The 13,220-nt window shown below is 73.7% G+C and carries 11 protein-coding genes; 5 read left to right on the top strand and 6 right to left on the bottom strand.

The annotated features are described in order from the left end of the window. Positions 1–41: 41 nt before the first annotated feature. A complete protein-coding gene (locus WME83_RS39085) occupies positions 42–737 on the top strand; it encodes a pirin family protein (protein ID WP_437322094.1) in 696 nt (231 codons plus the stop codon). Positions 738–819: 82 nt separating this feature from the next. On the opposite strand, the gene WME83_RS39090 is transcribed toward WME83_RS39085, so the two are convergent. Continuing rightward, positions 820–1,455 carry an FMN-binding negative transcriptional regulator gene (locus WME83_RS39090; RefSeq protein WP_437314790.1) on the bottom strand — a complete coding sequence of 212 codons (636 nt, stop codon included), beginning with the start codon at positions 1,453–1,455 and terminating at the stop codon, positions 820–822. A gap of 115 nt (positions 1,456–1,570) precedes the next feature. Between WME83_RS39090 and WME83_RS39095 the strand changes: the two genes are divergently transcribed. Beyond that, positions 1,571–2,050 (top strand): hemerythrin domain-containing protein, encoded by a 480-nt coding sequence (locus tag WME83_RS39095; protein WP_437314791.1) that lies wholly within the window; start codon positions 1,571–1,573, stop codon positions 2,048–2,050. Between the two features lie 515 nt (positions 2,051–2,565). Beyond that, positions 2,566–3,120, top strand: a complete 555-nt coding sequence (locus tag WME83_RS39100) for a hypothetical protein (protein ID WP_437314792.1) — start codon at positions 2,566–2,568, stop codon at positions 3,118–3,120. 43 nt (positions 3,121–3,163) lie between these two features. Here the strand turns inward: WME83_RS39100 and WME83_RS39105 are convergent, their stop codons facing one another. Then, the gene (locus tag WME83_RS39105; RefSeq protein WP_437314793.1) at positions 3,164–4,183 is read right to left on the bottom strand and encodes a lactonase family protein; all 1,020 of its coding nucleotides are present in this window, start codon (positions 4,181–4,183) and stop codon (positions 3,164–3,166) included. 545 nt (positions 4,184–4,728) lie between these two features. Between WME83_RS39105 and WME83_RS39110 the strand changes: the two genes are divergently transcribed. Then, positions 4,729–6,303: a S8 family peptidase gene (locus WME83_RS39110; protein ID WP_437314794.1), complete on the top strand. Its 1,575-nt coding sequence runs from the start codon at positions 4,729–4,731 to the stop codon at positions 6,301–6,303. A 27-nt stretch (positions 6,304–6,330) separates the two neighbouring features. Here the strand turns inward: WME83_RS39110 and WME83_RS39115 are convergent, their stop codons facing one another. From WME83_RS39115 to WME83_RS39130, 4 genes are all read right to left on the bottom strand, one after another. Then, complete coding sequence (locus WME83_RS39115; protein WP_437314795.1) at positions 6,331–6,753, bottom strand: STAS/SEC14 domain-containing protein; 423 nt, start codon at positions 6,751–6,753, stop codon at positions 6,331–6,333. A gap of 86 nt (positions 6,754–6,839) precedes the next feature. Continuing rightward, a complete protein-coding gene (locus tag WME83_RS39120) occupies positions 6,840–8,489 on the bottom strand; it encodes an MXAN_6640 family putative metalloprotease (RefSeq protein WP_437314796.1) in 1,650 nt (549 codons plus the stop codon). Next, positions 8,486–9,316: an HmuY family protein gene (locus WME83_RS39125; protein WP_437314797.1), complete on the bottom strand. Its 831-nt coding sequence runs from the start codon at positions 9,314–9,316 to the stop codon at positions 8,486–8,488. Before WME83_RS39125 ends, WME83_RS39120 begins: the two co-directional genes overlap by 4 nt. 38 nt (positions 9,317–9,354) lie before the next feature. Further along, positions 9,355–11,142 (bottom strand): hypothetical protein, encoded by a 1,788-nt coding sequence (locus WME83_RS39130; RefSeq protein WP_437314798.1) that lies wholly within the window; start codon positions 11,140–11,142, stop codon positions 9,355–9,357. A gap of 478 nt (positions 11,143–11,620) precedes the next feature. Here WME83_RS39130 and WME83_RS39135 point away from each other — a divergent pair, with 478 nt between their 5' ends. Continuing rightward, a complete protein-coding gene (locus tag WME83_RS39135; RefSeq protein ID WP_437314799.1) occupies positions 11,621–13,201 on the top strand; it encodes an ATP-binding protein in 1,581 nt (526 codons plus the stop codon). Positions 13,202–13,220: the final 19 nt, after the last annotated feature.

Here is a 13,220-nt window from a genome sequence, read left to right on the forward strand (position 1 = left end):
GCCGACGCATCATGAAGTGCATGGCAAACACCACTTCTTCGATGCAGCTCCGCCGCTCCAGCGAGCGCGGCTATGCCGACCACGGATGGCTGAAGTCGTTCCACACGTTCTCGTTCGCCGACTACCAGGACCCGGCGCACATGGGCTTCCGGGCGCTCCGCGTGATCAACGACGATCGCGTCGCGCCGGCGCGGGGGTTCGGGACGCACCCGCACCAGAACATGGAGATCATCACCTATGTCCTCGAGGGGGAGGTCGCGCACCGGGACAGCATGGGGAACGGCTCGATCATCCGCCCAGGCGAGGTGCAGCGCATGTCGGCGGGCACGGGCGTGTACCACAGCGAGATGAACCCCTCGAAGACGGGCGAGACCCACCTGCTGCAGATCTGGATCATCCCGGACCGGCGCGGGTACCCGCCGAGCTACGAGCAGAAGGCGTTCTCGAAGGAGGAGCGCCAGGGCAAGCTGCGGCTCGTCGCCTCGCAGGACGGGCGCGACGGCTCGGTGACGGTCCACCAGGACGTGAGCCTGTTCGCGGGCCTGTTCGCGCAGGGGGAAGAGGCGCGCTACGAGCTCCCGGCCGGGCGGAGCGCCTGGGTCCACGTGGCGCGCGGGAGCGTCGAGCTGAACGGGACGCTGCTCGAGGCCGGCGACGCGGCGGCGATCGGCGCGGGAGGCGCGCTCCACCTGGTCGGGAAGGACGCGGGCGAGGTGCTGCTGTTCGATCTCGCGTGAAGGGGAGATCGGCAATCCGCGTCAGGAGCTCCCCGACCCAGACACCCGCGTTGCCGCGGGGCGGTCCGGACCGCCCCGCGGCTCATCGGGGCTCGCCCCGCGCCGCCATCAGGCGCGCCATCTCGAGATCATCCGGGCTCCCGCGCTCGGCGAGCGCGCGGGCGACGCGCGCCTGGTCGGCGGGCGAGCGGTTCTGGCTCAGCTTGAACTTGCCCTCGAGGCGGTCGATCTCGATGGTGATCCCCACGATCCCCCGGAGGAGGCTCTCGTGGAGCTCGCGGTCGAGCGCGCTCGAGCTCCAGGGCTCGGCCGCGCCGCGCTCGTGGATGCCGGCGAGGTCGTCGAGCAGCCGAATCAGCTCATCCTGGCTCATCGGCGAAGCGGCGCGCCCGTGGGCGTGCACCACGGCGTAATTCCACGTCGGCACCTGCCGGCTCGGCTGCTCGTACCAGCGCGGCGAGACGTACCCGTGCGGCCCGGAGAACACCGCGACGACCGGCCTGCCGCCCGTGGCCAGCCGCCAGATGGGGTTCGCCCGCGCGACGTGGGCGCGGAGCCGGCCGGAGGGCCCGGCGTCGCGATCGAGCACGAACGGCAGGTGCGCGATCTCGATGCCGCCCTGATCATCCGGCGCCATGAGGCAGCCGAAGCTGTGTCGCTCGACGAGATCGAGCAGCCGTTCGCGATCCGTCTCAACGAATGCCGCGGGCGAGTACATGCCGGGAGCTTACACCCGCTCCGCCGCGCGCGGCGGCGGGATGAGCGCCGCCCGGCGCGGCCCTCGGGCGTCTGCCCGGCTTGCTCGCGGGGCGCGCCCGCTACATAGAGTCTCCATGGACGCCATCGATCTCCTCGAGCGCCATCACCGCGAGCTCGAGCAGCAGTTCTCCGGCCTCAAAAAGGCCTCTTCCGTCACCCCTGAGCAGTTTTTCACGGCCGCCGACCTCCTCGTCACGCACATCACGATCGAGGAGCAGCACTTTTACCCCGCCGTTCGGGCCCGCCGCACCGAGGATATCCTCCTCGAGTCGCTGGAGGAGCACCTGTCGCTCAAGCGCGTGCTGGCCGATCTCCTGGCGCTCGACACCAAGGACGACAAGTTCGGGCCCAAGCTGCACGTGCTCGCCGAGCAGCTCGAGCACCACCACAAGGAGGAGGAAGAGCACCTGTTTCCCAAGGTGAAGAAGCTCCTCGACGACGGCGCGCGCGAGGAGCTCGGGCAGGCGATGCAGGCGCGGATGAGCGAGCTCCGGCAGGGCGAGCCCCGCAAGCTCGTCCTCGGCCAGACCGACGCCGCCGCGCCCCTCCCCTGAAGCCGCGCGCTGCCCGCCGCGCGCTCGTGTGAGCCACCCCGCCGGGCGGCGCGCTTCGCGGCTCTCTCGACGATGGCTCGACGCGACATCTTCGCGCAACGCACGCGTGCCACCGCCCGCGGTAAAAAACATGAGCCGCCGCGCGCGCAGGTGCCCACCAACAGCATACGTGCGCGAGAAAATTCATCGGAACGAACACGATTTTTCTAGAAGGAATTCCCCTACAGTTGTTATCGTACACTGTTGCGCGTCTTGCGGCAGGGGTTCGAGATGCCACCGGATAGGATGGATGATGCTGCGATGAAGCCGCTGGGCGGGCCTGAGGCCCGGCGGCAGCCGGCCGGCGCGGCGGGCGCGAGCGGCGGCGCTCGCCGGTGCTGGCGAGCGCTGCGCAGCGCGCATGGGGAATCTTCGACGGAGGTAGGATGACGGCTCGACCTGTACTCTCGATTGACACATCCTTCGACCCGGATAGCGCGTGGTTCGCGACGGGGCGCACGCAGCTCTATGGGCGTATGGGAGAGCAGTTCTCCATCGTACCGTTCGGACGCGCGAGCGCGGAGCGGCGGAGGATCATCCGCCAGATCGCGCGGGCCGAGAGCGGGGGCAACCCGTTCCGCGGGATCGTGGTGTCGTCCCACGGCAGGACGAGCTGCGTCGTGGACGACGAGTCGCCGGACGGAATCCTGCTCTCGCACGAGAGCCCCGCGCAGGAGATCGAGCTCTGGGCGCGCGGCCGCGTGCTGTATTTCTGCTGCGGCGAGACGGCGAGCGGCCCGCTGTTCGACAAGCTCCTCGAGGCGGGCGCGCGGACGGTGGTCGGCTTCACGGGCCGGCTCTGCGCCGCGACGGTCGACGGCAAGTTCTTCTGGCGGCAGCTCGATCAGGAGCTGGTGACGTGCGCGCTGCACGACCAGCTGGCGCCGGGCTTCGAGCGGGCGCGGCAGCAGTTCCTGGAGCGCGTCGCGACGCGGCTCGTGACGCTCCCCGACGGGGCGGCGCGGGAGGACCTGTCGAGGATGATGGACCTGCTCGCGTCGATGGTGATCCGAGGCGCCGAGAAGGGATAGCGCCGGGGCCGCGCGACGCGCCCCGGCGCCGCGGGTCTCCCCCTCAGGGGAAGCTCAAGATCTCGACCCAGAGGGGGTTCTGGCCCACCGGGTACGGCGTCGAGGCGGTGAGCCGGCCGCTCGCGCGGTCGATGGCGTGCACGCGCACGGCGTGCGAGAGCTGCCCGGCGGCGACGAGCCAGCGGCCGCTGGGGTCGACCTGGAAGGCGCGCGGCTGCCGTTCCGTGGGCGCGTGCGCGACCAGGGTCAGGCGGCCGGTCTGCGCATCGACGCTGAAGCAGGCCAGCGTGCTCGACGTGCGCTCCGAGGTGTAGAGAAAGCGGCCGTCGGGCGTGAGGTGCAGGTCGGCCGCCCAGGGCTTGCCCGAGAAGCCCTCGGGCAGCGTGGAGAGGCGCTGAACCGCCGACAGCGTGCCGCGCTCGGCGTCGAAGGCCAGGAGCTCGACGGTCGCGTCCAGCTCGTTGAGCAGGTAGACGAAGCGCCCGTCGGGGGAGAACACGAGGTGGCGCGGGCCGGCCTGCGGATGCACCGGCAGCGCCTCCGGATCGTTGGGCGTGAGCTGACCGGTGGCCGCGTCGAAGCGCCACTGCAGCACCGCATCCGAGCCGAGGGCGCTGACGAAGACATAGCGGTTCGACGGATCCACCAGCGTGGCGTGCGCGTGGCGGCCGGCGGGCAACACCGCAGCAGGCGCGCGGACCGCGCCGTCGCCGCCGAGCGGGCTGAGGGTGACCTTGTGGCCGTGGTAGGACGCGCCGAAGAGGTACCGCCCGCTGCGATCGGTGACGAGGTGCGCCATGCTGTCCGGCAGCGGCGCCGCCGACACCGGCTTCAAGTGCCCGCTCGCCGCGTCGAGCGCGAAGCTCTGCACGGCATAGGGCTCCGAGCGCAACGCGACGTAGAGGAAGCGCCGGTCCGGCGCGATCGCCAGCGGACCGGCCTGACCGTCGACGCCGACGGTCTGCACCGGCGAGAGCGATCCGTCGGCGGTGCCGAGGCGAAGCACCGAGATCTCGCGGCTCTCGGCGTTGGAGACGTAGACGTAGGTGGCGGCCTGGATCATCGCGGTAAGACGCTGGCGGGCAGCGCCAGCGGGCAGGGGTGGAGGGGAACGCCTTCTATCCGATCCGAGGCCGCCTGCAAAGGCGACGCCAGCGACGCGTCGCCTCGCCCCGATCGGCGTCAGGCGAGGAAGCCCGGCAGCGGCCCGCAGCTCGGCTCGATGCCGATGCCGGTCGCGGCGTGGCCGAGCGCGTTCATCACCGACGTGAGTCGGCTTGTTGGAGCTCCGCGCGGATGTCTGCTCCGCTCGGTCCGCCCGCGGCTCTCCTCGGGCACGGTGGATGATGAAGCCAGAGGGTCTGCGCGACAGCCCGCACGAGCATTCGCAAATCTGCTGCTCGGGCATATCGACACTCCGGCGGTCTGAATCGTTGCGGAGCGCTCACCGGAATATCCATGCTCCTTGGCGTTCTCGGCGCCTCGGCGGCCTCTCTCCTTCTCTCGCTCCGCGGAGCGCCGGATCGCGGTCTGGTTCTTTCTCGTCCGAGCGCCGCTCCGGCGCGACCCTGGTAGGGCGCCGCGCGGTCCGGTAGATCCAGGAGAGCGATGAGACGCAAGCCCTCGATCCTGCTTTCCTCGGCGGCGCTCCTCCTGGCCGCCGGCGCCGGCGACGCCCTCGCCGGCGGCCCGCGCCCGGCCGCGAGCGCGCCGTCGTTCCTGGACGGCGGGCGCCGCGTCGCCGTCGAGCGGCTCGGGCCGGCCGCGCGGGGCGCGTCGGGCGGCGCGCTCTCGCCGCTGCGGCTCCGCTACCCCGACGGCCGGACGATCCACGCGAGCGTCGGCGCGACCGCGATCGTGAAGGTCGAGCCGGGAGCCGAGGGCGAGCTCGCCGGCGCGGACCTCGAGGTGGTGAGACCGCTGATGCCCTCGATCGGGCTATGGCTCGTCAGGGACGCCGGCGGCGGCGACGGCCTCGACGTCGCCGAGCGCCTGCAGGGCGCGGCGCGGCCGACCTTCCTGCGCGAGGTCATCCCGGACCTCCACGTGCGCCTCGAGGCGCGCGGCGCGCCGTTCACGCCGGACGACCCGCGCTTGCCCGGACAGTGGTACTTCGACGACCTCAGGATGGAAGAGGCCTGGGGGCGCACGCGGGGAGACGCGGCCACGTCCATCGTCGTCGTCGACACCGGCTGCGACCTCGATCACCCCGACCTCGCCGCGAAGATGGATCCGGGTCTGGACGTCATCGACGGCGACGACGACCCCACCTACCTGTCCGGCGCCGAGGGCGTGAACCACGGGACCGCCTGCGCGGGCCTCATCGCCGCCGACACCGACAACGGCGTGGGCATCGCGGGCGGCTGCCCGGAGTGCAGGCTGCGGTGCGTGCGGCTGCTCGACGAGGAGCCGCAGCCGATCTCCGCCTCGGTCGACGCCTTCGAGTTCGCCCTGGAGGTGAACGCCGCCGTCGTGTCCAACAGCTGGGGATACGCCGAGCCGATGCCCGTCCCCAGGGTGGTCGAGGACGCCATCAACCGCCTGTTCGACGCCGGGCGCGACGGGAAGGGGGCGCTCGTCCTCTTCGCCGCCGGCAACGACGACCGCGAGATCCACGACGACGAGATCCAGGCCGCGCGCGGCGTCCTCAACGTGGGCGCGGTCAACCACCTGGAAGAGGAGACGCCGTTCACGAACCGCGGGAGCTCCCTCGATCTGGTCGCGCCCACGGGGACGCTGAGCACCGATATCGCCGGGCGCGAGGGCGACAGCCCGGACGACTACACGTCGCTGTTCGGCGGGACCTCCTCGGCATGCCCGGTCGCCGCCGGCGTCGCCGCGCTGCTCGTGAGCGCCGCGCCCGACCGGACCGCGGGCGAGCTCTACGACATCCTGATCCGCACCGCGCGTCCGGCGCCGTTCGCCCTCCCCGACGAGCGCGGGCACGACCCCATCTTCGGGTACGGGATCATCGACCCGGTCGCGGCGCTCCGGGAGGTGCTCGGGGACGAGCCGCCGCCGCCGGAGCCGCCGGAGCCGCCGGAAGAGGACGGCGAGGACGAGGAGGCCGGCTGCGCGTGCGCGGCGGCCGGCGCTCCCTCGGGCGCGCGGCGCGGCCTCGCGATCGCGGCGCTCCTCGGCCTGGCCGCGGCGGCGCGCCGGCGGCGGTCGGCCGGCGCGTGACGTCACGCGCCGGCTGCGCGCGTGACGTCACGCGCGCGGCCGGCTCCCGCGGAGCGCGTCCCGCTGCGCGAGGAGCCACGCGCGCGCCTCGGCTTCGGTCTCGAAGAACTGCACCGGGTAGGACTGCTGCGTGAGGATCTGCACGCTCTTCGCCGCGAGCGTGGAGACGACGCGCACGGCGAAGCTCGCCCCGAAGAGCGCGATGGCGTCGAAGCGCACGGCGCGCATCTCGCTCGCCATCACCTTGCGCGCCGACGGCGAGATGGTGCCGATGCGACGCGTGTCCGAGAGCACGAGGACCTCGCGGCCGCTGTCCGACAGGCCCTTGCAGGCGGCGGCGATCTCGCGCGCCATGTCGTCCGACAGGTCGCCCTCGACGACGGTGCACAGCAAGCCGTCCGGATCCTCGCGAAGGGTGAGGCGCGCAGCCTCGGGACCGGGGTCGCTCATGGAGAGCATCGTAGCGTCTCGCGTCGAGCGCGGGACCGCATTCCGGCGCAGCGGACGCGCCGCAGCGGGTGCGCGATCGGCCGAGATCAGCGGTGGATACGCGTGGACCTGCGCCGGCGCAGGGCGAGCGCGAGCAGCGACGCGCCGAGCGCGCAGCTCCCGGCAGCGGCGAAGCTCCCGGCCGCGGCGGGCGCCACGACGCGGCAGCCGCACCCGCCGTCGTCGCCGCCCACCTCGCCCTCCGGCGGCGCCTCTCCTCCGGCGCCGCCCGCGCCGCCAGCACCGCCAGCGCCGCCGCCCGCGCCGCCGCCGCCCTCCGCGGCGGCCCGGCACGCCGCGACCTCGTCGGCCGTGCCGATGCACAGCGTCGGCTTGCGCGAGTCGCCGTCCTGGAGGCCGTTCACCACGATCACGGCGAGGCCGTCGGCGCCGGCCGTGTCGACGAGCTCCGCGCCGGAGGCGACGTCGTCGGCGCGCGCGATCTCGCCGTACGCGCGGCCGCGCCGCGCCGCGAGCAGCAGGGCGAGGCCGTCGAGCTGCGCCGCGTCGCCCGCGAGCGCGGCGGTCATGGCCGCGCGCCCGTCGGGCGGGACGCTGAAGTACTGCGCCGACGCGTGGAAGACGCGGAGCCGGCCGGCGTGCGGCGCCGCGACGGATTGCGGGACGAGGCCGCGGTAGCCGGCCCCGGCGGCGTAGGAGCGCTCGGGATCGGCGTAGAGGCCGGTGAGCAGGTTCCAGGCGGCGAACTCCACGAACGCGTCGGCGAACGTCGCCTGCGCCCGCGACGCGAGCAAGGGGTCGAGCTGCTCGAACCACACGGGATCGGCCTCGCCGAGCGCGCCGTCCTCGACGCGCTCCCAGAGCTCGCGGACGGTGCCGTCGCCGTAGCGCTCCTCGAGGAACTGGAAGAAGAGCGCGCTCCCGTAGCTGAAGGGGTCGACCGGGCCGATCATGGGCACGTCGAGCGATCGATCCGTGTTCGAGAGGTAGCCGCCGACGAAGCCCTCGAAGTCCTGGAGCGAGGGGTCGAACGACTCGGTCGCCCACACCGCGCTGCCCTCCAGCATCGGCGTGTCCTGGCCGTGATCGTAGGCCGCCTGCACGGCGTGGAAGAGCTCGTGGCTGCCGAGGATCCGGTTCGCGATCCGCGTCGACGGGTAGTCGTAGCCGCTGTAGTCGTTCTCCTGGGTCATGAAGCCGGCGCAGCGGCCCTCGTCGTCCGGCTCGCAGGCGTCGACGCGGAACACGCCGTCGCCGACGCCGGCGAAGTCGACGAGGTAGACGTCGAAGCGGCCGTCGCCGCCGTTGTCGGGGAGGTCCTCGTCGCTCCTCGGCGGCCGGAAGCCGAGGACGTCGCGGTAGTGGACGATCACCTCGTCGTAGATGGCGGCGACCTCCTCGACGAAGTCGGGGACGCCGGTCGCGTCGGCGTCCTCGCCGGGCACCGCGCTGCGCCCCTCGCGCGCGAAGTGGACGAGGAAGCTGCCGGAGGCCGACGCGAAGGTCTCGACCGCGTCGTCCGGATCGAACCGGAACTGGAGATCGGTGCCGCGCGTGTCCGGCCGATCGAGCGGCGCCGCGGCGGGCCCGTCGAGCGGGGGCGCGTCGCCGGCGCCGCAGGCCGCGAGCGCCGGGGCCAGCACGGCGGCGAGCGCCGGCGCGAGCGAGGCCGCGGCGCATGCGGCGCGGCGGCGCCGCGCGGGGGCGGGGCGCCCGGCGCCGGAGGGCCGGCTCACGGGAGGAAGGCCCACCGGATCTGGAGGTTGGCCGCGCCGGTGTCGCCCATCGGGACCGCCCCGGTCTCCTGGCACTGCGCCTGGTTCTCCTCGTCGTAGAAGTGCGTGACGGTCAGCTTGAGCCTCCGGCCGTCCGCGAGCTGGAGGACGTAGACGGCGCCGCTCATCTCCACGCAGCCGGGGTACTTCCAGTAGCCGGAGAGCGCGGTCGCCGGCGACTCCAGCCCGGAGCCGTCGGGGATGAGCTCGCAGGTGTCGCTCGTGAAGTACTCGTCGCTGCGGAGCCTCAGCTCGCCGGGGGCCTCGGCGAGCGCGTCGTAGTCGGGCGTTCCCGGCAGGCGCGCCGCCGTCACGCAGGACGGCCCGGAGTGGCCGCTGTTGATGCGCACGACGTAGCGCCGGAAGGCGATGTCCCAGTCCATCGAGCCGAGCGACGCCTCGTCGGAGATCTCGACCTTCTCGAGGCCGCCGTCGGTGAACCGGGCGTAGACGTAGGCGTGGGGCTCGGCGGCGAAGGCGCCGCCCGCGGTGGCGTCGATGAGGGAGCGGAACCCGCCGCCGTCCTGCTCGTTGCTGAGCTCCCCGGGCGCCACCTCGGACTGGAGGTTCATCTGCTGGAAGACCTCGTCCTCGCAGGGCACCGGGGTCGGCTCGAGGCACGCGGGCTCCGGCTCCGCGGTGGAGCCGCCGCCTCCGTCGCTCGCGCCGCCGCCTGCTCCGGCGCCGCCCGCGCCGACGGGGGCGACCGGCTCGTCGGAGCCGCAGGCGCAGAGGGCGAGCAGGGCGAAGCCCGCAGCGAGGAGAGCGGAGGCCGAGGAGGAGCGCATGTGCGGCATGGTAACAGAAGCCCTGGCCGGAGCGCTGGCTACGGCGCGCCGGCGCGCCGGTAGAGCCACCAGTCGCCGACGTGATCGACGGGGACGATGCTCGGGTCCCTGGCGAAGAGGTGATCGGCCCCCGCCCTCCGGCGGACGAGGAACCAGTCGAAGAAGGCGCCGTGGCGGCGCACGTCGAATTTCTCCGGCGTCCACTCCCACCGGAGCGGGGTCGGCGGCGGGACGACGGCGCCCGGCTCGCCGCGAGGCCGGTAGGCGATCGGCGACGCGTCCCAGACGGCGAAATGGAAGCTGAGCCAGCCGCCCCGCGTGGCCTGGACCCAGGCGGGGAGATGGATGAACGGGGTCGTCGCCCGGGTCGAGCCGCCGTGATCGAAGACGAGGTAGAGCAGCCTGGGCGCGGGCGGGATGCGGGCGATGATGGCGTCGAAGTCGCGCGTGCTGTGGTCGAAGCGGCGGTAGTTGTCGCGCGCCACGTCGCCGAGGGAGATCGCCGCGGCCGCGAGCGCGAGCACGGCCGGCACCTTGAGCCAGGGCGATCGCGGCAGGTCCGGGAAGGCGCCGAGGGCGAGGAACAGGGCCGCGACGATCTCGCGCGGGTAGACGTACCACCAGAGTCCGATCTGGAGCGGCAGGCTCAGAAACAGGCCCAGGAACACGGCCGCGCAGGCGATCGGGACGAGGGCGGCGAGGCGCGCGAAGGCCCGCTGCCGCGCGTCCGTGGCGGGAGCGGGCGCCGCGTCGGGGGTGGCGGGCGCGGGCGTAGAGGCGGCGGGCGCCGCGTCGGAGGTGGCGGGCGCGGGCGCCGGCCCGGACATGGAGGCGGCGAGCTGCACGGCCGCGCCCCCGACACACACGAGCAGCGCGGCGAGCACGAGGCGCGCCGCCCGTCGGGCTGCCACCGCCTCGGCGGGATCGGTGAAGCTCGTGAACAGGAGCGACGGGACCTCGCCGAGCCGCTCCCAGTGGAGCGCGGGGGTGAAGGGCGCGGCGTGGAGGGTGTCGGTGCGGACCGCGAGCCACGCCGCGAAGAGGACCAGCGAGGGCGCGAGCGGCAGCGCGATGGGGCGGAGCCGGCGCGTCGCCGGGAACACCACGATCGCCGCGCCGACGACCGCGGCGATCGCGAACGGGAAGCGGAAGACGTGGGTGAAGAACAGCGCGACGAGCGCGAGCGCGAGCGCGACCTTTCGGCCGCGCGAGGGGCGATCGACGAGCAGGAGCGTCAGGCCGACGACCATCGCGAAGAGGCCGAGCGCGCCCATGTGGTTGAGGAAGCCCCAGTGCGTGAGGTTGCACCAGACGAGGACGAGGCCGAGGACGCCGAGCAGGGGGCTCCGCTTCAGGCCATGGAAGAGGACGGCGAGGCCCGCGGGCAGGAGCGCGAGCATCGCCGCCGCCGAGACCTTCACCGCGGCCACGGGCGGGAGGACGAGCATGAGCAGGGCGCCGAGCGCGTACATGGACATGTACGGGACCGCGAGCGGCTGGAGCGTGAACTGCTCGCGGAAGTGCCACGCCGGATCGAGGTAGTGCCGGAGCGCCGCGGTCTGGGCCGCGTGGAACGGGAGATCGGTCATCGGCGGATAGCGGACGACCGCGAGCGGGAGGGCGATCACGTAGACGGACGCGGCGACGACGACGAGCGCGAGCGCCGCGCCGAGCGGCGCGCGGCGCGCGGCGTCCGCGGCGCGGCGGAGCGGGCCGGACAGCGCGCGGACCGCGGCGCTCGCGGCGGGGCGGAGCGGGCCGGACGGCGCGCGGCGCGCGGGGGCGAGGGCCGCCGGAGGCTCCGCCGGGGGGGACGGGGTACCCAAAGTGGCGGGAAGCTACCATCTCGGAACCGGCCGGAGGGCCTCGGAGGCCCGCGCGCAGAGGTCGCGATGTGCCCGCGACCCCTGCCGAGGGGCGCTCGGTCGATCCGGAACCGACCGGAGGGCCTCGGAAGCTCCCACGCAGAGGTCGCGATGTGCCCGCGACCCCTGCCGAGGGGCGCTCGGTCGATCCGGAACCGACCGGAGGGCCTCGGAAGCTCGCGCGCAGAGGTCGCGATGTGCCCGCGACCCCTCGCAAGGGGTGCTCGGTCGATCCGGAACCGACCGGAGGGCCTCGAAAGTCCGCGCGCAGAGGTCGCGATGTGCCCGCGACCCCTCGCAAGGGGTGCTCGGTCGATCCGGAACCGACCGGAGGGCCTCGAAAGCCCGCGCGCAGAGGTCGCGATGTGCCCGCGACCCCTCGCAAGGGGGCGGCGCGCGGCCCTTGCCGCCGCCCGGCTCCGGGACGCAAGCTGCGCGCATGGCACGCCGCTTCAACACGGCCGGCCCCTGCCGTCCCGACTGGCACTACATGATCCCGGCCGAGCGGCGCCTGCCCGAGGCGCCCGGTCTCGTGGAGCAGCGTGCCTACTTCGTGGTTCACGCGCCGCGACAGACAGGGAAGACCACGGCGCTCCGCGCGCTCGCCGAGCAGCTCACCGCGTCGGGCCGCTGGGCGGCGCTGCACTTCTCCTGCGAGGCGGGCGAGGCGGCAGGCGACGACTACGGCGCCGCCGAGCGCATCCTGCTCAGCTCGATCCGGACGCGCGCCGAGCTCACCCTGCCGCCGGCGCTGCGCCCGCCGGATTTCCCCGCCGCCCCGGAGGGCAACCGCGTCGAGGTCGCGCTGCGCGCCTGGGCCCGCGCCTGCACGCGCCCGCTGGCGCTGTTCTTCGACGAGATCGACGCCCTGCGCGGCCAGAGCCTCCTCAGCGTGCTGCGCCAGCTGCGCGCCGGCTTCCCCGATCGCCCCGGCGATTTCCCCGCCGCGGTGGCGCTCTGCGGCCTGCGCGACGTGCGCGAGTACAAGGCGGCGAGCGGCGGCGATCCGAGCCGCCTCGGCACCGCCAGCCCGTTCAACGTCAAGCTCGAGTCCCTCAAGCTCGGCGATTTCGACGCCGGCGAGGTGCGCGAGCTCTACGCCCAGCACACGGCCGACACCGGCCAGGTCTTCACCGAGGAGGCGATCGAGCGGGCCATCGCGCTCACGGCCGGGCAGCCGTGGCTGGTCAACGCGCTCGCCCGCGAGATCGTGGAGAAGCTCGCGGTGCCGGCGAGCGAGCCGATCACCCGAGCGCACGTCGAGGAGGCGAAGGAGCGCCTCATCCTGGAGCGCGCCACCCACCTCGACTCGCTGGTCGCCCGCCTGCACGAGCCGCGCGTCCGGCGCGTGCTCGAGCCGATCCTCTCGGGCACGCTCGCGATCGTCGGCGACGCCTACCAGGACGAGCTCCAGTACGTCCGCGACCTCGGGCTCGTCGCGCCGACCAACCCCGCGCGCATCGCGAACCCCATCTACCGCGAGGTCATCGCCCGCGTGCTCGCCGGCGACGTGGAGCCGGTCATCCTGGCCGAGCCGAGGAGCTTCGTGCTCCCCGACGGCCGGCTCGACGTCGCGCGCCTGCTCCGCGAGTTCGCCGCCTTCTGGAGGGAGCACGGCGAGGCCCTCGCCGGCAACCTCGGCTACCACGAGGTCGCGCCGCAGCTCGTGCTGATGGCCTTCCTCCAGCGGGTGGTGAACGGCGGCGGGCTGATCGAGCGGGAGTACGGCCTCGGCCGGGGGAGGATCGACCTCCTGGTCCGGTGGCCGTACCGCGGCGAGGACGGGTCACGCGCCGTGCAGCGCGCGGCCCTGGAGCTCAAGGTCTGGCGCGAGGGAGAGAAGGATCCCACGCCGAAGGGGCTCGAGCAGCTCGACGGCTACCTCGCCCAGCTCGGCCTCGACGAGGGCGTGCTCGTGCTGTTCGACCGCCGCGCCGCGGCCGGCGACGTCGAGGCGCGCACGCGGCTCGACGAGGCCCGGACGCCCTCGGGCCGGCGGGTCACGCTGCTCCGGGCCTGAACGGCCGCGCGCCGGCGAG

The organism is Sorangium sp. So ce385 (assembly GCF_051474135.1).
GTDB classification, from domain to species: Bacteria; Myxococcota_A; Polyangia; order Polyangiales; family Polyangiaceae; genus Sorangium; species Sorangium cellulosum_D.